The organism is Pseudomonas fluorescens, assembly GCF_900215245.1.
Classification (GTDB): domain Bacteria; phylum Pseudomonadota; class Gammaproteobacteria; order Pseudomonadales; family Pseudomonadaceae; genus Aquipseudomonas; species Aquipseudomonas fluorescens.
The window spans coordinates 5,030,421-5,053,904 of record NZ_LT907842.1 but is presented as its reverse complement, the minus strand read 5'-3'; the positions used below and the strand labels follow the sequence as shown (position 1 = coordinate 5,053,904).

The window sequence follows — 23,484 nt, the reverse complement described above, 5'->3', positions numbered from 1 at the left end:
AAAATGCGCTATGGTGCTCACAACCTCCCCTGTTGTGAGCACCTATGGCCTTCCTCGCCCGCACCCACCCTCGCCTCTCCGCCGCCGCCGTCCTGGGCCTTGCCGTGGGCATCCTGGCACCCGCTGACACGATCATCAGCAAAATCCTCATTGGCTGGAATGCCGGCGTCTGGACCTACCTGATACTGATGCTGTGGCTGACCAGCCGCTCGCGGGCCGACGACGTCAAACGCTTCGCCGAGATCGAGGATGAAAACGCAGGGTTGGTGCTGTTTATGGTGTGCATCGCGGCGATTGCCAGCCTGGCGACCATCACGCTGAACCTGGTGGGCAGCAAAGACCTGGACAGCACCGCGCGCCTGCTGCATTACGGGTTTACCGGGATGACGGTGATTGGTTCATGGTTGCTGACCGGGGTGATTTTCAGCGTGCATTACGCGCGCCTCTTTTACACGTGGGAAGGTGACGAGCCGGCGCTGCGCTTTGCCGAAGGTTTGCGCAACCCCAACTATTGGGACTTCCTGTACTTCTCGTTCACCATTGGCGTGGCGGTGCAGACGGCGGATGTAGGCGTGGCCACACGGGGTATGCGCAAGGTGGTGCTGGGACAGTCTTTGATCGGTTTTCTGTTCAATACGGCGATTCTGGGCTTCTCGATCAATATTGCAGCAGGCCTGTTTAGCTGAGCCCTGAACACCGATGCTTTAAAAAGGCTATTAAAAAATATTTTTTAGACTGTCAACTTCGACAGTAGACACCTCCCGAAAAAGCCCTTTAATAGCGTCAGTCATTCAAACTAGAGTGTGCGATTGTGCGCAGATGCCCTTTTCATCAGGGCCACAACTAGCAGTCAAATAAACTTTTGTAAACTGTGACTTCTGACAGTTACCTAACTCTTCTTTTTGCGGCTTTATAGGAGTAGACAGAAGCAATGGCGCTTCTGGCTTTCGTATAATCATCATGAACGGAGAGGCGATTATGTCAGTAACAAACAGCTTATCGACGAATGCCCAGAAGGCGCAGTTCATAGGTACCATTGGCGAACACCCATTTGAAACTACGACCGCTCAAGTCGAGCAAACAGATAATTCCATCGCATTTACCACGACGCATCGAGACGACGGGGATGGTTCCGAGGAACTCTATATCAGATTCTCTAAAGCAATCACCCCTGACGAGGTACGGCAGTTGACGGGCTCCAGAACTGACCAGGTGTGGGTTCAACTCAAACGAAGCGAAAACCCCCGAGCATATCCCTATGTCGAAGGCAGCTTGACTCTGAACAAAATCAGTGATCACCCTTTCGCCGTCATTGGCTCCGTGTATGCCGTCACTCAAGATCCAGAACTTAAACTGGACGTTAAGTTTGAAGTAACCGTTTGAACCAGCCGGCTCCGCAGAAAAAAAAAAGCCCTGATCTTGCAATCAGGGCTTTTTTATCAGCGTTTCTCTTTCTATTTAGAAGGCATAGCGTACGCCAACGTTAACAGCGGCTTTTTGCTTGATTTTGTCACTGGTGCTGGTCTCCAGGTCGACATGCGCCTGCAGGTCCTGGGTAAACGACACCGCCACACCGGCACCGTACTTGGTGCGCGAGCCCGACAAATCATTGTTGAAGGTCTGGTTGTTGACCGTGACCTTATTGTTGTTGGCAAACTCGTGGACCATTGCCGCACGCAGGTAAGGCTTGATCAGCGTGCCATCATCGAGTTGGAACTCATGACCCACGGTCGCGCCGGCCTCGGCAGTCCTTGAGCGGGTGCGCTCACCGTCCACTTGCAAACCGTTTTTCAGGCTGTACGTACCACCTTGGACCACAATGGTCGACAGTCGGCCGTAAGGTTCAATAAAGGAACTCTCACCAAGCTTGATATGACGGCCGAGTTCAGCCGATACACCACCGCCTACGTTGTTGTAGCCACCCTTGGTAGACGTGTTGTCACTGAGGGTTGCCTTGGCCTGGTTCTGGAACCGGTTGGCTTTGGCCACGGCATCAAAATAGAAACCGCTTTCTTCGTCCATCCAGGTGGCATAGGTACCCAGGAAGTAGCTCTTGACGGTACCGGCAGCGCCGCGCGCCGGGTTTACGTCAGAGTTACTGTGGCCGCCAAATACACCCACCTTCCATTGGCTGTCGCCCAGCGGCGTGTCAGCACCGATGGAGAAACCTTTCAGGTTCTGCGAGTAGCCGGTGCCCGAACTCTGGGACACATCATATTTACTGCCAAAACCACGGATCCAGAGGCCGGTGCTGTGCGGGGAGTAGCGCAACTCACCCATACGTTGGCGCAATGAGCCCTCTTCGGCGGTCATGATGGTCACCGGGGTGTTGAACAATGCCGTCACCACGCGTGCACTGCGACTGATCACACGGGTTTGCGTGTCCAGAAACCAGTCATTGCCTTCCTGTTTCAGGTTATAGGCATAGGCACCCATGTCGACCGGGCCGCCCTCCAGGGAGAACGCCGCGTCACCGCCGCCGGTGTGCACAACCTGGGTTTTGACCAGTTCGCTGCCGCTGGCTGCGAGTGCCAGGCTGTGGTTGCCTGTGGCTTCGCCGGTCACATTGATAAAGTCGGTTTTGCCTTGGTCGAAATCGGTGCCCATGACAAAGGTGCCGTTACCCGAAAGCGTTTGAAGGTTCAGCTGGTAAAACTCATTCGTCGCGCCCATGGTCACCGTACCACCGGCCATTTTCAGCGCACCCACCTGGCTGTCACCGGTCATGTTCCAGTTGGACGTGTTGCCTACACTCAAACTGGAGACATTCTGCAACTGGCCAGTCAACTCGGCGTTGTTCTGCAGGCTCAGATTGACAGTGCTGCCGGCGTCCGCAACGACGTTACCGGTCAAGCGGCTGTTATCCACATTCATCGTCGCCGAGCCGCCGCCCGTGACGCTCAACAGCTTACCGTCGCCACCCCTCAACTGGGAATTATTCAGTACATCGATGGTGACTGTCGGCGTTCTACCGGCCGCGCCCCGCACCAAAATGGCTGAGCCGCTGACGCCTTCTACACTGGATTGGTCCAATACCAGCTTGCCCTCAGTGGTATCGCCGCGCCCCCGGGTAAACACCACGCCATTGGCGCCACCGCTGATTGTACTTTGGCTGGCCGTCGCCGCACCGCCCTGCAGGCTCAGACCGATGGAATTCGCCCCGGTACCTTGCACCACTGTATTATTTTTGAAGTGCAATTGGCTGCCGCTGGTGGCTTGCGCGCCGCCCAACAGGCCACTGATATTACTTGAAGTAATCTCGGCGGAAGAGCCACCACTCACGCCCACAATGCCAAGGGCTTGCAAACCTACGCCCTGAGTGTTGGTGATCGTGCTGTTACTGACAGTCGCCTTACTGTTTTCCAGGCGCACCGCACCGCCCGTGGCGTTACTGGAAGAAACACGGGCTGATTCGATATTTACCGTGGAGCCTGAAACAGCGCGGATATCATTGACCGAACTGCCTGTATTAACATTCAAAGTGGAGTTCGAAAGGTCAATGGTTGTAGCCGATGCACGGTTCATATTCAAGGTAGACTGACTGGACAGTTGCCAGCTGGTTACGGCTGAAGTGGCGTCAATGGTTTGTTGTTGACCAATTAACTGAACAGCCTGCGCTTGCCCCTGAACCGCAACATACAGGCAGAAGGTAAGGGTTGGAACTTTCATCATCGCACTCAATGGTTTGAGTTCGAACGTATTCAGTGCCGACATGGGCAATCACTCTCTGATAGCGTGTTGGAAAACGGTTCGGCTTGCTTCCGAAGAATGTGACCTCACCTGTGAGGCACACAGAGTACGGAGCCGCCTATCCAAACTCTGTAGGACTTATCCCTGTTTAAACACAAAAAACACCCATAACGCTGTAATCAATTAAACAAAATAATGATTGCGCCGCCCCCTTCCTGAAAAGGGGGAGGCGCTGCGGATAGCGCTTTTTATCAAGGCGTGGTAGGGGTTACTATTTCCTTATCACAATACGCATTGACGACGACTGAACGCCCACCGACCGACGCAAAACCACGCCCTACCACCCCGTCGGCAAAAGTCGTGGTGACGGTGACTTCCAACGTGCCTATGCGCAGATAAATAAGTAGAGCGCGATACGGTAGCCTGAACGTGTAACCACTCAGGCGGATAGCGTCCGTTATATCAACGTCAGTACTAAAGGGCTGTGTTACTAACGGTGTACCGGTCCGGGGCCTGAATACCTTGGCGTTCAGAGTCAGTTTTCGCCCAACCACCATCCGTGTGTCCCCCGCCACAAAGAGCTCAAGGTAATGGTCAGGCGGCGTTGTCCCTGGAATGTCTACCAATGAAGTGCATCTCACCTCACCGGAAGTGAGTCGCTGGAATACAGGGGCAGGCAGGGCCTGAGTAATCGCGCCTATAACATCAACCGGGGTGGCGGGTGATATATTCGGGTTGGTTGTGCCCGGCCCTGTAACGATGTAATGAAAGAGCTGTTTGACATTACCGCCAGGTTCAATAGCGCTCCATGGAATTGTAAACTTGAGCGTTTCACCCGGGAGCAACGTACCGATAGGTTGTGGAGGCTGGATGATGGTGCCATCAGGCCTCACAAGATTAATCATATAGCCCGCTTGAGGAGGCGCACCCGTGGTCCAAATATCGACCTCTACATTGACGGGCAGATTGGCGTCAACGTCTTTTAGTGTGTCCTGCCCGCTCGGCGGGGTGCCTCGACCAAAAAAGCGCGCTGGGGTCAGATTTATATTAGGTGTTCCTGGCTCTCCGGGATTGACCGGCCCTGGAACACTTAAATCGACATTGATCACTTTCGGGGTCGAGGGGAATATTTCGCTGCCACGAACGACTCGGTAGAGCACAGTGACCGGTTGCGGCCCTACCTGAGCGCCATATTCAGCACGAATCAATGCGTTGAGGGCGGCGCCCTTGAACACCACATCGAATGCCGTAGCCGGCGTCAGAAGGCTATAAGGCTGCGAGCCCCATTTAATCTCAATTTGATCCAATGTGGGTTGGTGGTTCGTGAAAGCTCTTACCCGCGCCTCAATCACTGCTTGATAGTCAGCGTTGTCCAGTAAATCATCGGTAGTTCCCGATTCTGGGCTCGGCGCCAACGGGATAAAAATTTGTCCTTGGCCCGGTGGATCCAAAACCGACACCTTCAGAAGTTCAGCACTGGAGGGCAAACTCTGGTTACCGGATTTGTCTGTGAGGATGTAGTACAAGTACTGGGTAGCGTCAGCGGTGAACGCTGATGTCGGAAATGAAAACGGAGTGTTGGCAGCGCCCAACATTGGGAACGGGGACCCTACCTTATATTTGTCATCCTTGTTAAACATGTCTGGCCCAAGGAACAACTGAACCATATCACCGTCCGCAAACTGGCCGACCGCCTCGGTAAAGTTATTGGGCAGTACATTGCCAGGGATGGTTGGATTATTGGCAATGTAGGTACTGGTAAGCGGCGATGGCAGCGTAGACGGCAGGACTACTTTCAGCGGGGGTTTGCTATTGCCATCATTGACAGACCGATAGGGACCATACCTATCAACAATAAAGGGTGCCGGATCCGAAAATTCAGAAGGGTCCCCTGCGACGCCCCCCAAGTCCTCATAAATGACGTACCGCATTTCTTCATGACGGTGCAAAAAACCGCCACTAGGGGCTGTGATAACAATAGGAGTAAGAATATCTTCAGCCACATTCAATTGAGCTTTTTTCTTCATGACTCCCCAATCGGCATCCGGTCGATTGAGGTCTCTGGATTGGACTTCAATCCAATACTCAGGCGCTGAAAACTGACCCGTGTAACACATAAGGGTAATTCCAGTATCTGCCGTCGCTGTTGCAACAAGGCCCGTGTCATCCAGTTTCTCTACCAATATCGGTGCAGGCAGAGTGGGATTAATGGCGAGAATAGCCGCAGCATCTCTCGCTGATATTTTATCAACCATTTCATAGTCTCCTTAATTGCTTGATATGCACAAACTGGTAAAAAACACATCGACAACGCGTTAATCACTTACGATTTCATTAACGCGCCGGCGACTAAAACAACCTGATTATTTTTCACCTGGCCCTATGCCGTTCGGTCCACAGTAATTACCCGTACTAAACTTCCGATCAATTTGCACATAGGCTATCGCTGACGTGCCGATCAGAATCTTATTTTGGAATACGCTGTAACGTGCCGAACCGCCGGCGAAATCACTCAACGGCCTGATCAACGTTTCATACTCTGCCGCCGTTATCTGGAAGCGATAGACTGTATTTGGCTTGCCATCAGGGCCGGTGCCCCACTTGAATTCAAACGTGTCGGCAGTGGACGGAATTGGGTTACGGTCGGGATAATTCCTGAAACCCTGCAATGACAATACGATGACATCGTTCGGCTGCAGTACCTGTGGGCTCGGATCAATCAACACTTCAACAACCTGCCAAATCGGTGGTTTGGTATTGCAATTAAGAATCCGATTAGGGTGTTGTAACGACTGAGGAAAACTCGGCCGTGGATAGTTGATGGGCGGTGCAAGACTGACAAAAACAGTTTGATCAGGGGACAACTGCTGGTTTACCCCATTGTCCGTCTGATAGTTCACAAGGGTCGTCGCATTACTGCCACCGGCCTGGACCACCGACCAGGGAATCAGGTTGTCGAAGTCGACCACTTGCCCTCCGACATCACCTGCTTTGACAAGATAAGTCGCAACCGGCGCCGCCTGCCCCGGCCAGTAAAGTAAGGCACGCTCGCCCACTAAGGGGTTGTCGAACAAGGCAAAGGAAGCTCTCACCGGCTTGTTGGCATCGCGGCTGTCCAAACGATTGGGGGTCGCGGAGACCGCGCCTTGGATGTTGACCAGGGCTAATTGACGGTTCAGCAGTGCGGGCGCCTGAGGGTTTTCCTGGCCCGCGATCGTCATGTCCACGGTGACGAGCTTCAGCGGCGAGCGTACGCCCGGGCCGACGGTATCTCCCGCACGAAGAATGAAGTAACGCACCGGCAAATTAATAATTCGCCGCAGGTTCGCGCCCTTGGCGATCAGTACGCTCCAATCCACGACGACCGAATGGGGCAACCGGTTGACCGTTGTCGCAGGGAGCCTGATGCCATCCCACTCGACAACACACTGATCACCCGGCAACAGGTTGTCATACTGACGCACTCTCACCGAAACAATACCGCGGGCGTCCTCTCGATTAATCAACAGATCGGACTCATACGCCGGCACTTCAGGCGGTGACAGATTGGCAGGCAGCGCATTCAGACGCAGCTGGGTCTTGGCGGAAAATGAGTAACTCGATAGATTGCCGACTTTGTCTTGTAAGCGGTAAATGAAATGAAGCTCCGAAAAAGCGGAGAACTTACGAATTTCCGCCACCGGCATCTGTATAGTCATTGGCCCGCTGACAGCCACAAAAGACTGCCGATGATTGGGCGGACGTGACACCGTTGCTTCAGTGTCGTTTAAATAGCCGAGCACCGTATCACCTGTTTTTCGATCAAGGTAATCGCCGGGGATGATAATATCCAACGTCTGATTATTACTAAGATCAAACTCGGTAATGGGGTTATTAACAAATGTTGCAGCCGCCAAATCCTGGCCTGCCCCTGGAGCGGCTCGATCAATAATGATTGTGGACACAGGTGAGTATTCGAATGACGGGTTATCCAACTCAAGCGGGTGAACGCGATAAAATATATCCACCACGGCGTTGTTCTGAAAATAATCCTTAGGAATACTGGCTTTATCATAAGGAAAGCTAGCCTCCGTCAGAGGCCCGGACAACGCTATGGGTCCGATATCGACAGGCTGACTACCACGCACATGCCAAACAATATATAGCCAGTCAGTTTCGTTTTCCCCAGCCAGAAACATCCACGGTGTATCAATAACCACCGGAATGTCTTTGAATGATAACTCCAGGGGAACCAGCCCATCGGGCAGAACACCAACAACCTTAAGCGGAGCCAATGTCGGCGTAGCGGATATACCGACGGGCACGGTGCTGGTTAAACCTTCGGCATTATTGCCGTTATTATCCACTAACGTTTTTTCCATGGTGTTCTCCGCTAACTCGGCGATTAACTATTACGCATTGCGTTAAGCAGGATTCAATACCCAATTGCGGTGAGCCGATACTGTCAGATTTCACAGGTAACACCTCCGTTCGTCGGGTTTGGCCACACTGAGCGGACGTGCTTAAAGCGAAATACACTTGACGGGCTTTCATTGTTGAGGTCTCCTGAAACCGGTTTCACAGCATCACCACCTCCAATAAGAAAGGCCTGCCACCGTGACTTCTTTTTCCGCCGCCCAGCGCAGCCGCGTGACCATGCTCGACGTCGCCGAACGCGCCGGGGTGTCCAAAGCCAGCGTGTCGCGCTTTATCGGTGATGACCGTGCCTTACTGTCCGACGCCATTGCCTTGCGCATCGAACAGGCGATCAGTGAGCTCGGCTACCGCCCCAACCAGATGGCGCGCGGTTTGAAACGTGGGCGCACGCGCCTGATCGGCATGCTGGTGGCCGATATCCGCAACCCCTATTCCATTGCCGTGATGCACGGCGTCGAAACCGCCTGCCGCCAGCACGGCTACAGCCTGGTGGTGTGCAACACCGACCGCGATGACGAGCAGGAGCGCCAGCATCTGGCTGCGTTGCGTTCGTACAACATCGAAGGGTTGATCGTGAACACCCTTGGCCATCACCTCGACCAGTTGCTGGAGTTGCAACGGGAAATGCCGCTGGTGCTGGTCGACCGCAAGGTCGAGCCGCTGCACAGCGACATGGTGGGTTTGGATAACTTCGCGGCGGTACGTATGGCCGTGGAGCATCTCCAGCAGCAGGATTATCGCGATGTGTTGCTGGTGAGCGAAGCCGCCGATGGCACCAGCTCCCGACTGGAACGCCAGACCAGCTTCAAGGCCGAGATTGCCAGTCGCCCGGGGTTGACCGGCGCGGTGCTGGAACTCGATGCCGAGCTGGAAAATCGTCTGCAGGCCTTTCTTGCCAAACCCGGCCCCAAAGCCTTGTTCTGCGCCAACGGTATCGCCGCCCTGGCCTGTACCCGCGCGCTCAAGTCGTTGGGCTGCAACCTGTTTGATGAGGTCGGCCTGATCGCCCTGGATGACCTGGACTGGTACCCGCTGGTAGGCAACGGCATCACTGCCCTCGCCCAACCGACCGAAGCGATGGGCGCCAGCGCCTTCGACTGCCTGCTCAAACGCTTGCGCGGCGATGACGCGCCGACCCGCACACTGGACCTTTTGCCGGAACTGATCATTCGCGGCTCAACTCAATCCCCTGTGGAAGCCGGCTTGCCTGCGATCGCGGCTGCCCAGCCGACGCAGTAATCGACTGATTCAGCGCCATCGCCGGCAACCCCGTTCCCACGCGTGTTTTGTGAATAAAAATGAAACCGGTTTCAGAGGTAAACAACAATGCATAAATACCCCGTCTCCATCAGCCTTTCCAGCTACGGCGCCGACCTGGTTCGCCAGCAGGGCCAATTGAGTTTTGTCACGTTGCTCAATGCTGCCGGCGCCCAGCGCATCGAATGGCGTGAAGAACTGCTGACCACCGAACAACCCGCCGTCCTCGCCCAAGCCGCCGCTGAGCACGGCCTGGAATCGGTGTTTTCATCACCGCTGGAGCTCTGGGTCGCCGGGCGCGCCCAGCCGAATGCCGAACTCGCCGCCACCCTGGACCGCGCGCAAGCATTCGGCGCACGCTGGCTGAAAGTCTCCCTCGGCTACTTCACCGACACCAACGACCTGCAAAGTCTGCACGCGCTGCTCAACCGTCACCCGGTCCAGTTACTGGTGGAAAACGACCAGACGCTGCACGGCGGCCGTATCGAACCGATGCAGCGCTTCTTCACCGAGGTTGAACGCCTGGGTCTGCCGGTCAAAATGACGTTCGACATCGGCAACTGGCAGTGGCAGGACCAATCCGCTGTCACCGCCGCCCGCCTGTTGGGCCGGCACGTGGACTACCTGCACTGCAAGGCCGTGGCGCGGCGCCAGGACGGCAAGCTGGTGGCCTTGCCACCCAGCGCCTGCGACCTGCACATGTGGGAACAACTGCTCAAGCATATGACTCAAGGTATTACCCGGGCCGTGGAATACCCGTTGCAAGGCGAAGACCTGACCGACGTCACCGCGCAACACGTCGCCGCCCTCGCCCTCCTTGGCCAGCCCCGTGCGGAGAATGCCCATGTCTGAGATCGATATCCTGTCGTTCGGTGAAACCATGGCGATGTTCGTCGCCGAACAGACCGGCGACCTGGCCGAGGTGGCCCAGTTCCACAAACGCATTGCCGGGGCCGACAGCAACGTCGCTATCGGTTTGTCGCGCCTGGGTTTCAATGTTGCCTGGCTGAGCCGGGTCGGGGCTGATTCCCTCGGGCGGTTTGTCATCGACACACTGAAAAAGGAAGGCCTGGATTGTCAGCATGTGACGGTCGACCCGCTGCACCCCACCGGTTTTCAGTTCAAGTCCCGCGAAGAGACTGGCGCAGACCCGCAAGTGGAATATTTCCGCAAAGGCTCGGCCGCCAGTCACTTGTCGATTGCCGACATTCGCCCCGCACTCCTGCAAGCGCGGCACCTGCATGCCACCGGTATTCCGCCGGCCTTGTCCGAGGCCACCGGCGAGCTGTCCGTGGCGCTGATGACGCAGATGCGCAAAGCCGGGCGCAGCGTGTCATTCGACCCGAACCTGCGCCCGTCCTTGTGGGCCAACCAGCCGCAGATGATTCGCCAGATAAACGCCCTTGCACGCCTGGCTGACTGGGTCTTGCCGGGCTTGAGCGAAGGCCGCTTGCTCACGGGTTTCGACGACCCAGCCGACATCGCCGCCTTCTACCTCGACCAGGGCGCCGAAGCCGTGGCCATCAAGCTTGGGCCGGATGGCGCTTACTTCCGCACCCACATGGACCAGGGCTTTGTCGCCGCCGTGCCGGTGGAAACAGTCGTCGACACCGTCGGCGCCGGGGATGGTTTTGCCGTCGGCATGATCAGCGCCTTGCTCGACAACCTCAGCTTCCCCGAGGCCGTACAGCGCGGCAACTGGATCGGCAGCCGCGCCGTACAAAGCCGCGGCGATATGGAAGGCCTGCCCACCCGTTCGGCGTTACCCACTCGATCCGTTGCATGACCCACACCCTGTTGCCACAACTACAACAAGCTCAGGAGCAACCCCATGGATACCTTGAAACTCGCCACCCGCCGCTGGTGGTACATCATGCCCATCGTCTTTATCACCTACAGCCTGGCGTACCTGGACCGCGCCAACTACGGCTTCGCCGCCGCCTCCGGGATGGCCGAAGACTTGATGATCACCCCCGGCATGTCGTCGCTGCTGGGGGCGCTGTTCTTTCTCGGTTACTTTTTCTTCCAGGTGCCGGGGGCCATCTACGCGCAGAAACGCAGTGTTAAAAAACTGATTTTCGTCAGCCTGATCCTGTGGGGCGGCCTGGCCACCCTGACCGGGGTGGTGTCCAACGCCTATATGTTGATCGCCATTCGCTTCATGCTAGGGGTGGTGGAAGCCGCGGTGATGCCGGCGATGCTGGTTTACCTGTGCCACTGGTTTACCCGTGCCGAACGCTCGCGGGCCAACACGTTCCTGATCCTCGGCAACCCGGTGACCATGCTGTGGATGTCGGTGGTGTCAGGTTATCTGGTGCAGCATTTCAGTTGGCGCTGGATGTTTATCATTGAAGGCCTGCCAGCCGTGATCTGGGCGTTTATCTGGTGGCGCCTGGCAGATGAGCGGCCCAAGGATGCGCAGTGGCTGAGTGACGCGCAGAAGCAGGACTTGGAAACCGCCCTGGCGGCCGAGCAAGTCGGCATCAAGGCCGTGAAAAACTACGCCGAAGCCTTTCGCTCGCCCAAGGTCATCATCCTGGCGTTACAGTTTTTCTGCTGGAGCATCGGCGTGTACGGCTTTGTGCTGTGGCTGCCGTCGATCCTCAAAGCCGGTTTGCAGATGGACATGGTCGAAGCGGGCTGGCTGTCCGCCCTGCCTTACCTGGCAGCCGTCATCGGTATGCTCGCAGTGTCCTGGGGCTCGGACAAGCTGCAAAAACGTAAACGTTTTGTGTGGCCGCCGTTGCTGATCGCGTCCATCGCTTTCTACGCGTCCTACGTCCTGGGCGCCGAGCACTTCTGGTGGTCCTACACCCTGCTGGTGATCGCCGGCGCCTGCATGTACGCGCCTTATGGCCCTTTCTTCGCCATCGTCCCGGAGATCCTGCCGGCCAACGTTTCCGGTGGCGCCATGGCGCTGATCAACAGCATGGGCGCGCTCGGCTCGTTCGGTGGTTCGTACCTGGTGGGTTATCTCAATAGCAGCACCGGTTCGCCCGGCGCCTCCTACCTGCTGATGAGCGGCGCATTGATGTTCGCCGTGGTGCTGACGATTTTCCTCAAGCCCGGCGCCAGCGACCGTGAGCGCGCGCCGTCGCCTACGTTTGAATTGAAGGTAAAAACCCAATGAAGAAGTCTGTCGTTTTATACAAAAAACTCTCGGCGCCATTGATGGCCCGCCTGCACGAGCACGCCGATGTCACCCTGATCGACGCGCTGGACGAGCCCGGCCTGGCCAGGCTGCGTGACGCCCTGCCCAGCGCCCACGGGCTGCTGGGTGCGAGCCTGCGCCTGGACGCCGAGCTGCTCGCTCTGGCGCCCCACCTGGAAGCAGTGGCCAGCGTCTCGGTCGGTGTCGACAACTACGACATCGACTACCTGACCCAACGCGGCATCCTGCTCAGCAACACCCCGGACGTACTCACCGAAACCACCGCGGACACCGGCTTTGCGTTGATCCTGGCCACTGCCCGTCGCGTGGTCGAACTCGCCGACATGGTGCGTGCCGGCCAGTGGAACAAAAACATCGGCCCCTCGCATTTCGGCAGCGACGTGCATGGCAAGACCCTGGGCATTATCGGCATGGGCCGCATCGGTGAAGCCCTGGCCCAACGCGGGCATTTCGGTTTCGGCATGCCGGTGATCTACCACAGCCACTCGCCCAAGCCGTTGGTAGAAGCGCGCTTCGGCGCGCAATACCGCAGCCTCGCGGCGTTGCTCAAGGAGGCTGACTTTGTCTGCCTGACGCTGCCGCTCACGGCTGAAACCGAAAAACTGATTGGTGCTGAAGAATTTGCGCTGATGGGCCCCGAGACGATCTTTATCAATATTTCTCGGGGCAAAGTCGTCGATGAAGCCGCGCTGGTCGAGGCCCTGCAGCAACGTACGATTCGCGCGGCGGGCCTGGATGTGTTTGAGCGTGAGCCGCTGAATCACGACTCGCCGTTGTTGCGCTTGAATAACGTGGTGGCCACGCCGCATATCGGTTCGGCGACCCACGAAACGCGGGAAGCGATGGCCCGTTGTGCGGTGGATAATCTGCTCGCGGCATTGTCGGGGGAACGGCCGAAAAACCTGGTGAATCCGGCAGCCTGGAAACCCTGAATCCCGAGCGCTGAACAGGTTCAATGTGGGAGCGGACTTGTCGGACCGCCGAACCGCTGCGATAGCATCAACTCGGTGTACTTAGTGGACCGAGGTGTCTGCATCGCAGGCAAGCCAGCTCCCACAGAAAAGCAGAGCACTGCGGTGCTGGCAGCTAAACTCGCTCCCACATTTGGATCTCATTTCATCCGGTAAAAGTGCTGTTGCTGTGCTGTTGCTCTGCTTTTGCTTCAACCACTCAGGTCGGCTACCAGGCCGCCGTGCCCTGCTTTTGATCTGCTGTTGATCTTGATATGACAGGCCCCGTTAACCACGTTTTGAACTCAGTACATCAGGCAGAGGGTATGCGACTCTTCAAGCTGTACTCGGTCAATGTGGGAGCTGGCTTGTCGGACCGCCGAACCGCTGCGATGGCATCAATTGGGTATGCCTGATGTACCGAGGTGCCTGCATCGCAGGCAAGCCAGCTCCCACAGAAAAGCAGTGCACTACGGTGCTGGTAGCTGAACTCGATCAACATTGTGGGAGCGGGCTTGCTCGCGAACGCGGTGGGTCAGTTACAAATGAGCTGACTGGCACGCCGCATTCGCGAGCAAGCCCGCTCCCACATTTGGATCTCATTTCATCCGGTAAAAGTGCTGTTGCTGTGCTGTTGCTCTGCTTTTGCTTCAACCACTCAGGTCGGCTACCAGGCCGCCGTGCCCTGCTTTTGATCTGCTGTTGATCTTGATATGACAGGCCCCGTTAACCACGTTTTGAACTCAGTACATCAGGCAGAGGGTATGCGACTCTTCAAGCTGTACTCGGTCAATGTGGGAGCTGGCTTGTCGGACCGCCGAACCGCTGCGATGGCATCAATTGGGTATGCCTGATGTACCGAGGTGCCTGCATCGCAGGCAAGCCAGCTCCCACAGAAAAGCAGTGCACTACGGTGCTGGTAGCTGAACTCGATCAACATTGTGGGAGCGGGCTTGCTCGCGAACGAGGTGGGTCAGTTACAAATGAGCTGACTGGCACGCCGCATTCGCGAGCAAGCCCGCTCCCACATTTGGATCTCATTTCATCCGGTAAAAGTGCTGTTGCTGTGCTGTTGCTCTGCTTTTGCTTCAACCACTCAGGTCGGCTACCAGGCCGCCGTGCCCTGCTTTTGATCTGCTGTAGATCTTGATATGACAGGCCCCGTTAACCACGTTTTGAACTCAGTACATCAGGCAGAGGGTATGCGACTCTTCAAGCTGTACTCGGTCAATGTGGGAGCTGGCTTGTCGGAGCGCCGAACCGCTGCGATGGCATCAATTGGGTATGCCTGATGTACCGAGGTGCCTGCATCGCAGGCAAGCCAGCTCCCACAGAAAAGCAGTGCACTACGGTGCTGGCAGCTGAACTCGGTCAACATTGTGGGAGCGGGCTTGCTCGCGAACGCGGTGGGTCAGTTACAAATGAGCTGACTGGCACGCCGCATTCGCGAGCAAGCCCGCTCCCACATTTGGATCTCATTTCATCCGGTAAAAGTGCTGTTGCCCTGCTTTTGCTTCAACCACTCAGGTCGGCTTTCAGGCCGCCGTGCTCTGCTTTTGATCTGCTGTTGATCTTGATCTGACAGGCCCCGTTAACCACGATGGCCGAACGCAGGCTTGAATCCGTGGGTAACCCGGCAGGACGCCGGGTTAGCCGCACTGGGCCAGGGATGGCCCATTGCGGCGGCCCACGGATTCAAGCCGGAGTGCGGGCATGCCGAGCCCAGGCGAGGCACCGAGTGGTGGGGCAAAGCGTTTTTTGGTTACTTTTTTAGGCGTTTGTAAAAAAGTGACCCGCTGTAAGAGCGGAACCCATAGCCGCCGTTACCGCAGCAACGGATATGTACTCAATCTCCCTAACCCCTCACAGGCTTAAAGCAACACAAAGAGTTGCGTAGATACCTATGGTCATCGCAGGCAAGCCCGCTCACACATTGAGATCATCAACGCTTTAAAATCAGCGCAACGCCCGGCGCAGTACTTTGCCAACCGTCGTCTTGGGCAACTCGTTGCTGCGAAACTCCACATACCGCGGCACCTTGTACCCCGTCAGGTATTCCCGGCAATGGGCGAGAAGCTGTTCCTGAGTCAGGTTCGGGTCTTTGCGCACCACAATGATCTTGACCTTCTCCCCGGTCACAGCGTCTTCGACACCGACTGCCGCCACCTCGCCGACACCTGGGTGCAACGCCACCACGTCTTCGATTTCATTGGGGTACACGTTGAAACCCGAGACCAGGATCAGGTCTTTTTTGCGGTCAACCAGACGGATATAGCCGCGCTCGTCCATCACGCCGATATCACCGGTCGCCAACCACCCCTCGGCATCCAGCACCTCGGCGGTTTCCTTCGGGCGTTTCCAGTAGCCCTGCATCACCTGCGGGCCGCGCACTTGCAGTTCGCCTTGTTCACCGATGTCGGCCAGCTCGCCATCCTCACGAATAAAGCGCACCCAGGTCGACGGCAACGGCACGCCGATGCTGCCGGTAAATTCCATCTCGCGCATGCGTGAAATGTCGATGGGGCTGATGCTCACCACTGGCGAGCATTCGGTCAGCCCGTAACCCTCGACAATCGGCACCCCGGTGACTTCCTTCCAACGCTTGGCCACCGCCGTGTGCGTGGCCATGCCGCCCGCAATCACCATGCGCAAATCCGAGAAGTCCCGCGCGCAGAATGCCTCGTTCTCCAGCAAGCCGTTAAACAGCGTGTTGACCCCGGCAATCCCATTGAAGCGCTCCTTGCGCAGAATCATCTGCACCCGCTTCACGTCCCGAGGGTTGGCGATCAAGATGTTACGCCCCCCCAGGCACATGAACATCAGGCAGTTCACCGTGAGCGAAAAGATGTGGTACAGCGGCAGCAAGGTGACGTTGGTTTCCTGTGTGTGCTGATCCAACTGATCACCGACCCACGCCTTGGCTTGCAGCAGGTTGGCGATGATGTTGCGGTGGCTGAGCATCACGCCCTTGGCGTCGCCCGTGGTGCCGCCGGTGTATTGCAAAAAGGCCAGCTCATCGAGGCCCATGGCGACCGGCAAGTGATGCTGCGCCCGCCCCTGTTTCAGCACCTGGTTGAAGCGTACCGCGCCGGGCAAATTAAACGCCGGCACCTGCTTTTGCACATGGCGCAGGATGAAGTTCATCGCCGCGCCCTTGAAGGTGCCCAGCAAATCGCCGATGGCCGCCACCACCACGCGCTTGACGTTGCTGCCCGCCACGACTTTTTCCAGGGTACGCGCGAAGTTTTCGAAGATCACCACGGTTTCAGCGCCGCTGTCCTTGAGCAGATGCTTGAGTTCATGGGCGGTGTACAGCGGGTTAACGTTCACCACCACCGCACCGGCCAGGATCGTGCCCAGCAGGCAAATCGGGTACTGCAAGCAGTTGGGCATCATCAGCGCCACACGGTCGCCCTTTTTGACACCCTGGCCCTGCAGCCACGCGGCAAACGCGAAGCCTTGCACTTGCCAGTCGGCATAGGTCATTTCGGTGCCGATGCTGACGTAGGCAACCCGCTCGCGAAATTTCTCCAGGTGTTCCAGGAACACTTCGCGCAACGACGGGTAGGCGTCGATACCGGCCTCAATGTCCGCCGGGACGCCGGGCAGGTAAGCGTTCAACCAGATCCGTTCAGTGCGTTCCAGGCTTACAGCGTTCATGGCAGTCTCCTTGTTGTTGTTATTGATAGCGCTACTTTTCGACGATGGCGGTGATGCCCAGCCCACCCGCCGCGCAGATCGAAATCAAGCCGCGTCCGCCGCCGTTTTCGTGAATGGTCTTGGCCAGTGCCGCCAGTTGTCGGCCACCGGTTGCGGCAAACGGGTGACCACAGCCGAGGGAGCCGCCGTTAACGTTCATCTTGCTGCGCTCAATGCTGCCCAGCGGTGCATCCAGGCCGAGCCGCTCGCGGCAATAATCGGCGTCCTCCCAGGCCTTGAGGGTGCACAATACCTGGGCGGCAAAGGCTTCGTGAATCTCGAAAAAATCAATGTCGGCAACGCTCAGGCCTTCGCGCTTGAGCATACGTGGCACCGCATAGGCCGGCGCCATCAACAGGCCTTCGGTGCCGTCGACAAAGTTCACCGCTGCCGTCTCGCCGGTGCGCAGGTAGGCCAACACCGGTAAGCCCCGTTGTGCCGCCCAGGCTTCACTGGCCAACAGCACCACTGACGCGCCATCGGTCAACGGCGTGGAGTTGCCCGCCGTGAGGGTGCCATTCTGGCGGTCGTAGGCAGGCGCCAGGCCCGCGAGTTTTTCCAGGCTGGTATCGGCGCGCAGGTTGTTGTCACGGGCCAGGCCGCGATGAGGGCTGATCAGGTCGTCGAAAAAGCCGCGTTGGTAGGCTGCCGCCAGGCGCTGGTGACTGGTCAGGGTCAACTCATCCTGGGCCAGCCGTTTGATCTGCCAGCGCTTGGCCATTTCTTCACAGTGTTCGCCCATGGACAGGCCAGTGCGCGGCTCGCCATTGCGCGGCAGCAACGGCTTGAAAAACATCGACGGACGCACCTTCAATAATGCCTTCACCTTGGCGCCCATGCCCTTGGCCCGGTTGGCCGCGAGCACGCTATGACGCAACGCTTCGTTAAGGCCGATGGGCGCATCGGACGTGGTGTCGGAGCCACCGGCAATGCCCACTTCGATCTGGCCCAGGGCGATTTTATTCGCCACCAGCAAGGCGGCTTCCAGGCCGGTGCCGCAGGCTTGCTGCACGTCGTAGGCAGGTGTTGCGGGTGACAGCGTGGTGGAGAGCAACGATTCACGCGCCAGGTTGAAATCCCGCGAATGCTTGATCACCGCGCCCGCAGCAAACTCGCCCAGGCGCTGGCCGTGCAGGTTGTAGCGGTCCACCAGGCCTTGCAAGGCGGCGACCAGTAAAACCTGATTGCTGTCGTGGGCATACACGGTGTTGGAGCGGGCAAAGGGAATACGGTTGCCGCCGATGATCGCCACGCGGCGGGTCGGGGCCGGGTTAAAGCTGTAGTCATTCATTGGGGGCGCTCTTCACAAGTGGGCTGCCAAATAAAAAGCCCACGCATATGGGGTTTATCGCCCGCGACATTGCGCACTTCGAACTCACGCCGTGGGCCGGTGACAGGCCGGTTCCACAGGGCGACCTGGCCGGGCAGGAAGATTGGCAGCTTGAAGTCGCAATGGGCGTGGGCCTGATCCAGGCCGCCCGGTGGTTGCTGCGCGGCCAACGCGCGGCCGAGGGTCCACATGCCGTGGGCAATGGCGCGGCGAAAGCCAAAGACCTTTGCGCCGATCAGCGAGGTATGAATCGGGTTGAAGTCGCCCGAGACGTTGGCAAATCGCCGGCCCAGGTCGGCGGGCAACACCCAGCGCTGGGTGCGTAACAGGCCCTCTTCCTGCAATGCCAGCACGTCGTCCCACGGCTCGCCCACCGGGGTTTTCACGGCGCGGCGCAAGTACAGGCTGTCGCTCTCCCACACCAGCGTGCCCGCGCCATAGGCGCGGGTGGCAATGCTCAGCGCCTGGCCCTTGGGATGCGCCACCCAGCGCTCGCAAAACACCTCAAGGCGCAGGGCCTGGCCTTCCTGCAAGCGCTGGTGCTGACGAATGCGATTGGCCAGATGCACCATGCCGCTGGCCGGGTACGGGAAGCTGGGCCGAGTCAGCAGCATCAGGTGCAACGGGAACGCCAGCACGTGGGGATAGGACAGCGGCACGCCCTGCTCGCGCCGGAAACCACACGCGCGGCCATACGCGGCAATGCCGCTGGGCGACAGCTGCGCCGCCGAGCGCACCAGAAGCGCCGTGGGCAACGCGGGCGCACCGTCGAGCTTGGGTTTGCGCAGCGCGCGCACGCCGTCCAGCAACAACTGAGTGCGCGACGGCGGCGGGTCGATAATCTGCGTCACGTAGTCCATGGCTCAGGCTCCCAGCAGGCTTTGGCCGCACACGCGTACGACTTGGCCGTTAACCCCGCCGGATGCAGGGTGCGCCAACCAGGCGATGGTCTCGGCCACGTCGATGGGCTGTCCGCCCTGGGACAGCGAGTTCATGCGCCGTCCCGCCTCGCGAATCATCAGCGGGATGTTTGCGGTCATCTGAGTTTCGATAAACCCGGGCGCGACCGCGTTCACCGTGACCTGCTGCGCCGCCGCCAACGGAGCGAGGCGCTGCACCAGGCCAATCACGCCGGCCTTGGAGGTGGCGTAGTTGCTTTGCCCCAAGTTGCCGGCGATGCCGGAAATCGACGAGACGCACACAATCCGCCCACCGCGGTTCAGCCCCTGGCCACTGAGCAATGCTGTGCTCAATTGCAACGGTGCTTCGAGGTTGACCGCCAGCACACTGCGCCAGGCAGCTTCGGTCATCTTGGCGATGGTCTTGTCGCGGGTGATGCCGGCGTTATGCACCACCACGTCAAAGGCACCGTATTGGTTGACATGCGCCTGCAACAGCGCGGCCGTATCCGCTGCGGTGATGTCCAGCGGCAAGGCGGAGCCGTGCACACTGCTGGCGGCTTGCAGCAGCGCGTCCTGGGCCTGGGGCACGTCCACACAGACCACATGGGCGCCGTCGCGGGCCAGCACCTGGGCGATCGCCAAGCCAATGCCACGCGAAGCGCCGGTGACCAGGGCTCGCCGACCCGCGAAGGGCTTGTCCCAGTTGACGGCAACGTCACCGTCCACCGGAGTTTCCACGCGCACCACCTGCCCCGACACATACGCCGAACGGCGCGACAGGAAGAACCGCAGGCTGCTGTCCAGGGCCTCTTCGGCACCCGGCGCCACATAGATCAATTGCACGGTGATCGCCCGGCGCAGTTCCTTGGCCAACGAACGCACCAGACCTTCAAGGGCACGTTGGGCGACGGCCTGGGGCAAGTCCTGGCAATGTTCCGGCGCAGTGCCAAGCACCACCACGCGACCGTGGTGGCCAAGGCGTTTGGCATTGGCATGGAAAAACACGTAGAGCGCGTCGAGCTGCTGCAAATCGAGCACGCCAGTGGCGTCGAACACCGCGCCCTGGACCTTGACGGTGGACGGCGCCTTGGGCGTCGCCGGCGTGGCGGCGACCGTGTCGGTGGCGGCGAAAATCGCTTGCACCCGTGCGCAAAGCCGCCCTGCCCCGGCGACAATCACCGGGTTGACCAGGCCGTGCTGGCCACTGCGGTGACGTTGCAACGGCAAGGGTTGCGGCAGGCCGATGGCCTGAGCCAGGCGGCGGCCCCAGGCGGAATTGACGAAGGATAGGTAGCTGTCACTCATAGATAGATCCACTTACAACGCTGCGTTGCCGTGTAAACCCGATCAAATGTGGGAGCTGGCTTGCCTGCGATGGCGGTGTGTCAGGCAGACCGCTATCGCGGGCAAGCCCGCTCCCACACTGACCGCGTTTTCCCTAGTTGACCGAGGCGTTTTCGCTTTGGCTGCTGCGGCGCTTCGCCGTCGGTTTGGCCAACGCCTGCTGACGCTGCTGCAAGGCTTCCAGCAAACCGAAATCCTGCGGGAAGTCGTCGACCTGAATCCCGTGGTCGGCATAGTCCACATAGCGCCCCAGCAGGCTGTCTTCGTCGTCGCTGATCAGGTCCAGCGCCCGCGCCTTGACGCGCCAACCGGTAAAGGCTGTGGCGGAAATCGGCATGGCTTCGATCACGCCTTGCTTGATTGCGGGCTTGAGCCGAGCGTCGATCAGTTCCACCTGCGGCAACAGCCGGAAGCCCAATTCGCCATAAGCCAGCTTGTCGATCTCCGGACGCGGAATGTAGGAATTGGCCAGTAAGCGATCGCGGGTTTCGCCGGGGGTTTGCACCACCTCAGCCACTTGGGCCAACAGGCGGTCCGCCGGTTTACGCAGGGGAATTCCGAACGGGAAACTCAAGCCACGCACGATTCGCGCAGCGGCTTTCGACGGGTAGTTATCGAGCACTTCGGCCAGGGCTTCATGGGCGCGCAATAACGCATCCTGGGCCGACCAGTGCACCAGCGGCAGGTCCGCCTGGGGCCGACCATCATCTTCAAACCGCTTAAGCACGCAGGAAAGAATGTAGAGCTGGGACAGAATATCCCCCAGGCGCCCGGTGATGCTTTCCTTGCGCTTGAGGGCTCCGCCCAGTACGCCCATGGAAATATCCGAGATCAACGCCAGCACCACCGAGAGCCGATTGGCCTGGCGGTAGTAGGATGCCAACGCCGGATCGGTCTTGGCCGGTGCGGACATCAGGCGTCCGCCCGTCAGCGCATGCACCGCCGCACGGACGGTATTGGCCAGCACAAAACTCAAATGGCCGAACATCGCGCTGTCGAAGGCTTCCAGCGCCTTGCGCCGATCCGGGTTGCGCGCCGCTTCCATCTCGCGGAACACATAGGGATGGCAGCGAATCAGCCCCTGGCCAAAGATAATCAGGCAGCGGGTCATGATGTTCGCGCCTTCTACCGTGATGGCAATCGGGCTTTGCTGGTAGGCGCGGGCCAGAAAGTTATTGGGCCCCATGCAGATGCCTTTGCCCGCCACGATGTCCATGCCGTCGTTGACGATGATTCGCGCACGCTCAGTGACGTGGTATTTGGCAATGGCGGAAATCACCGAGGGCTTTTCACCGGCATCCAGGGAAGCCACCGACACCTTGCGCACCGCATCGCAGGCATACAAATGCCCGGCCATGCGCGCCAATGGCGCCTGCACGCCTTCGAACTTGCCGATGGGCAGGCCGAACTGTTTGCGCATCGCGGCATACGCGGTGGTGCCGCGAACCGCCACTTTGCCCAGGCCGACGTTGGCCGAAGGCAAGGAAATCGCCCGCCCGGCGGCCAGGCATTCCATCAGCATGCGCCAGCCGTTACCGACTTGCTCACGACCGCCGATCACCCACTCCAGGGGAATGAACACATCCTTGCCGGTGGTCGGGCCGTTCTGGAATACCGCATTCAGCGGCCAATGACGGCGGCCACTGTTCACCCCCGGATGAGACGTCGGGATCAGCGCACAGGTAATGCCCAGCGACCCCGCCTTGCCGAGTAAACCCTGCGGGTCTTCGGCACGAAACGCCAGGCCCAGCACCGTGGCGATCGGGCCCAGGGTGATGTAGCGCTTGTCCCAGGTCACCTTGAAGCCGAGCACTTCCTCACCCTCGTGCATACCTTTGCAGACGATGCCCAGGTCCGGAATCGCCCCGGCGTCGGAGCCTGCATAGGGGCTGGTCAGCGCAAAGCACGGGATGTCTTCACCCCGCGCCAAGCGCGGCAAGTAGTAATTACGCTGGGCATCGGTGCCGTAATGCAGGAGCAATTCTGCCGGGCCCAGGGAGTTGGGCACCATCACCGAAATCGCCGCTGCCGAGCAGCGGGTCGACAACTTCATCACCACTTGCGAATGCGCATAGTGGGAGAAACCTTTGCCGCCGTACTGCTTGGGAATGATCATGCCGAGGAACCCGGCGTCCTTGGTGTACTGCCAACCTTCGGGAGACATGTCTTGCCAGACCTGGGTGGTCTCCCAGTCGTTGGACATGTCGCACAGCGTCTCGACTTCATTGTCGAGGAAGGCCTGCTCTTCGGCGCTGAGGCTTGCCGGAGCAGCGTTGAGCAGGCGATCCCAGTTGGGCTTGCCGCTGAACAGCTCTGCGTCCCACCACACGGTGCCGGATTCGATGGCGGCGCGCTCGGTGTCGGACATCGCCGGCATGATCGTACGAAACAGGCCCAGGGCCTTGCTGGTCAACAGCGCGCGACGCAGTGGTTTGAGCGTCAGCAGCAAGGCCGGCAAGACCACCAACACCGCCGCGACGCTGAGACCCAGGCCCGCCACCGCATTGCACAGGTAACCAACCGCCAGCCAGATCAGGCCAGCGCCCAACCAAAGGGCTGCGGCGGCCTGTCGATACGCCAGGGCAATCGCTGCGGCGAGACCCACCAATAACCAGATAATCATGGGGATACCTCTACTTGATTCAGGGCACGGGCAATGCGCAGGCAGCTCAAAATGAACTGCGGCGTAAGGCCACACTACAAACTTGAAAAGACAAATTCAAA

General features: G+C 58.8%; 15 protein-coding genes. 7 read left to right on the top strand and 8 right to left on the bottom strand.

All coding sequences use genetic code 11. The features are described 5' to 3' along the window. The first annotated feature begins 44 nt into the window (after positions 1-44). Both CPH89_RS23560 and CPH89_RS23555 read left to right on the top strand, forming a co-directional pair. Entirely contained in the window at positions 45-686 is a 642-nt protein-coding gene (locus CPH89_RS23560; RefSeq protein ID WP_053256358.1) for a DUF1345 domain-containing protein, read from the top strand. A gap of 292 nt (positions 687-978) precedes the next feature. Then, positions 979-1,383 carry a hypothetical protein gene (locus CPH89_RS23555; RefSeq protein ID WP_053256359.1) on the top strand — a complete coding sequence of 135 codons (405 nt, stop codon included), beginning with the start codon at positions 979-981 and terminating at the stop codon, positions 1,381-1,383. A 75-nt stretch (positions 1,384-1,458) separates the two neighbouring features. Here the strand turns inward: CPH89_RS23555 and CPH89_RS23550 are convergent, their stop codons facing one another. The 3 genes from CPH89_RS23550 to CPH89_RS23540 form a co-directional block, all read right to left on the bottom strand. Continuing rightward, positions 1,459-3,480 carry an autotransporter outer membrane beta-barrel domain-containing protein gene (locus tag CPH89_RS23550; protein ID WP_232005402.1) on the bottom strand — a complete coding sequence of 674 codons (2,022 nt, stop codon included), beginning with the start codon at positions 3,478-3,480 and terminating at the stop codon, positions 1,459-1,461. 461 nt (positions 3,481-3,941) lie between these two features. Further along, a complete protein-coding gene (locus CPH89_RS23545; protein ID WP_053256361.1) occupies positions 3,942-5,945 on the bottom strand; it encodes a hypothetical protein in 2,004 nt (667 codons plus the stop codon). Positions 5,946-6,053: 108 nt separating this feature from the next. Next, positions 6,054-8,051, bottom strand: coding sequence for a hypothetical protein (locus tag CPH89_RS23540; RefSeq protein ID WP_053256362.1), 1,998 nt, complete (start codon positions 8,049-8,051; stop codon positions 6,054-6,056). A gap of 235 nt (positions 8,052-8,286) precedes the next feature. Here CPH89_RS23540 and CPH89_RS23535 point away from each other — a divergent pair, with 235 nt between their 5' ends. The 5 genes from CPH89_RS23535 to CPH89_RS23515 all read left to right on the top strand — a co-directional run bounded on the left by CPH89_RS23535 (position 8,287) and on the right by CPH89_RS23515 (position 13,467). Beyond that, the gene (locus tag CPH89_RS23535; RefSeq protein WP_053256363.1) at positions 8,287-9,345 is read left to right on the top strand and encodes a LacI family DNA-binding transcriptional regulator; all 1,059 of its coding nucleotides are present in this window, start codon (positions 8,287-8,289) and stop codon (positions 9,343-9,345) included. An 87-nt stretch (positions 9,346-9,432) separates the two neighbouring features. Beyond that, positions 9,433-10,215 carry a sugar phosphate isomerase/epimerase family protein gene (locus tag CPH89_RS23530; protein WP_053256364.1) on the top strand — a complete coding sequence of 261 codons (783 nt, stop codon included), beginning with the start codon at positions 9,433-9,435 and terminating at the stop codon, positions 10,213-10,215. After that, on the top strand, positions 10,208-11,149 hold the full coding sequence (locus CPH89_RS23525; protein WP_053256365.1) for a sugar kinase: 942 nt from the start codon (positions 10,208-10,210) through the stop codon (positions 11,147-11,149). Before CPH89_RS23530 ends, CPH89_RS23525 begins: the two co-directional genes overlap by 8 nt. A 45-nt stretch (positions 11,150-11,194) precedes the next feature. Next, positions 11,195-12,493 (top strand): MFS transporter, encoded by a 1,299-nt coding sequence (locus CPH89_RS23520; protein WP_053256366.1) that lies wholly within the window; start codon positions 11,195-11,197, stop codon positions 12,491-12,493. Then, entirely contained in the window at positions 12,490-13,467 is a 978-nt protein-coding gene (locus tag CPH89_RS23515; RefSeq protein ID WP_053256367.1) for an NAD(P)-dependent oxidoreductase, read from the top strand. Before CPH89_RS23520 ends, CPH89_RS23515 begins: the two co-directional genes overlap by 4 nt. Before the next feature lie 1,974 nt (positions 13,468-15,441). On the opposite strand, the gene CPH89_RS23500 is transcribed toward CPH89_RS23515, so the two are convergent. The 5 genes from CPH89_RS23500 to CPH89_RS23480 all read right to left on the bottom strand — a co-directional run bounded on the left by CPH89_RS23500 (position 15,442) and on the right by CPH89_RS23480 (position 23,383). After that, positions 15,442-17,145, bottom strand: a complete 1,704-nt coding sequence (locus CPH89_RS23500) for an AMP-binding protein (RefSeq protein WP_053256368.1) — start codon at positions 17,143-17,145, stop codon at positions 15,442-15,444. 31 nt (positions 17,146-17,176) lie between these two features. Then, a complete protein-coding gene (locus tag CPH89_RS23495; protein ID WP_053256369.1) occupies positions 17,177-18,475 on the bottom strand; it encodes an acetyl-CoA C-acetyltransferase in 1,299 nt (432 codons plus the stop codon). Further along, entirely contained in the window at positions 18,472-19,374 is a 903-nt protein-coding gene (locus CPH89_RS23490) for a MaoC/PaaZ C-terminal domain-containing protein (RefSeq protein ID WP_053256370.1), read from the bottom strand. The genes CPH89_RS23495 and CPH89_RS23490 overlap by 4 nt, the downstream gene beginning before the upstream one ends. A gap of 3 nt (positions 19,375-19,377) precedes the next feature. Continuing rightward, complete coding sequence (locus CPH89_RS23485) at positions 19,378-20,721, bottom strand: 3-oxoacyl-ACP reductase (RefSeq protein WP_053256371.1); 1,344 nt, start codon at positions 20,719-20,721, stop codon at positions 19,378-19,380. Between the two features lie 133 nt (positions 20,722-20,854). After that, a complete protein-coding gene (locus CPH89_RS23480; RefSeq protein ID WP_053256372.1) occupies positions 20,855-23,383 on the bottom strand; it encodes an acyl-CoA dehydrogenase in 2,529 nt (842 codons plus the stop codon). Between the last annotated feature and the right edge of the window lie 101 nt (positions 23,384-23,484).

Excerpts from the sequence above, each read along its gene's own strand:
- CPH89_RS23480 (WP_053256372.1), bottom strand. The coding sequence starts at position 23,383 with ATGATTATCTGGTTATTGGTGGGTCTCGCCGCAGCGATTGCCCTGGCG.
- CPH89_RS23545 (WP_053256361.1), bottom strand. The coding sequence starts at position 5,945 with ATGGTTGATAAAATATCAGCGAGAGATGCTGCGGCTATTCTCGCCATT.
- CPH89_RS23525 (WP_053256365.1), top strand. The coding sequence starts at position 10,208 with ATGTCTGAGATCGATATCCTGTCGTTCGGTGAAACCATGGCGATGTTC.
- CPH89_RS23540 (WP_053256362.1), bottom strand. The coding sequence starts at position 8,051 with ATGGAAAAAACGTTAGTGGATAATAACGGCAATAATGCCGAAGGTTTA.
- CPH89_RS23520 (WP_053256366.1), top strand. The coding sequence starts at position 11,195 with ATGGATACCTTGAAACTCGCCACCCGCCGCTGGTGGTACATCATGCCC.
- CPH89_RS23490 (WP_053256370.1), bottom strand. The coding sequence starts at position 19,374 with ATGGACTACGTGACGCAGATTATCGACCCGCCGCCGTCGCGCACTCAG.
- CPH89_RS23560 (WP_053256358.1), top strand. The coding sequence starts at position 45 with ATGGCCTTCCTCGCCCGCACCCACCCTCGCCTCTCCGCCGCCGCCGTC.
- CPH89_RS23495 (WP_053256369.1), bottom strand. The coding sequence starts at position 18,475 with ATGAATGACTACAGCTTTAACCCGGCCCCGACCCGCCGCGTGGCGATC.
- CPH89_RS23555 (WP_053256359.1), top strand. The coding sequence starts at position 979 with ATGTCAGTAACAAACAGCTTATCGACGAATGCCCAGAAGGCGCAGTTC.
- CPH89_RS23515 (WP_053256367.1), top strand. The coding sequence starts at position 12,490 with ATGAAGAAGTCTGTCGTTTTATACAAAAAACTCTCGGCGCCATTGATG.
- CPH89_RS23530 (WP_053256364.1), top strand. The coding sequence starts at position 9,433 with ATGCATAAATACCCCGTCTCCATCAGCCTTTCCAGCTACGGCGCCGAC.
- CPH89_RS23500 (WP_053256368.1), bottom strand. The coding sequence starts at position 17,145 with ATGAACGCTGTAAGCCTGGAACGCACTGAACGGATCTGGTTGAACGCT.
- CPH89_RS23485 (WP_053256371.1), bottom strand. The coding sequence starts at position 20,721 with ATGAGTGACAGCTACCTATCCTTCGTCAATTCCGCCTGGGGCCGCCGC.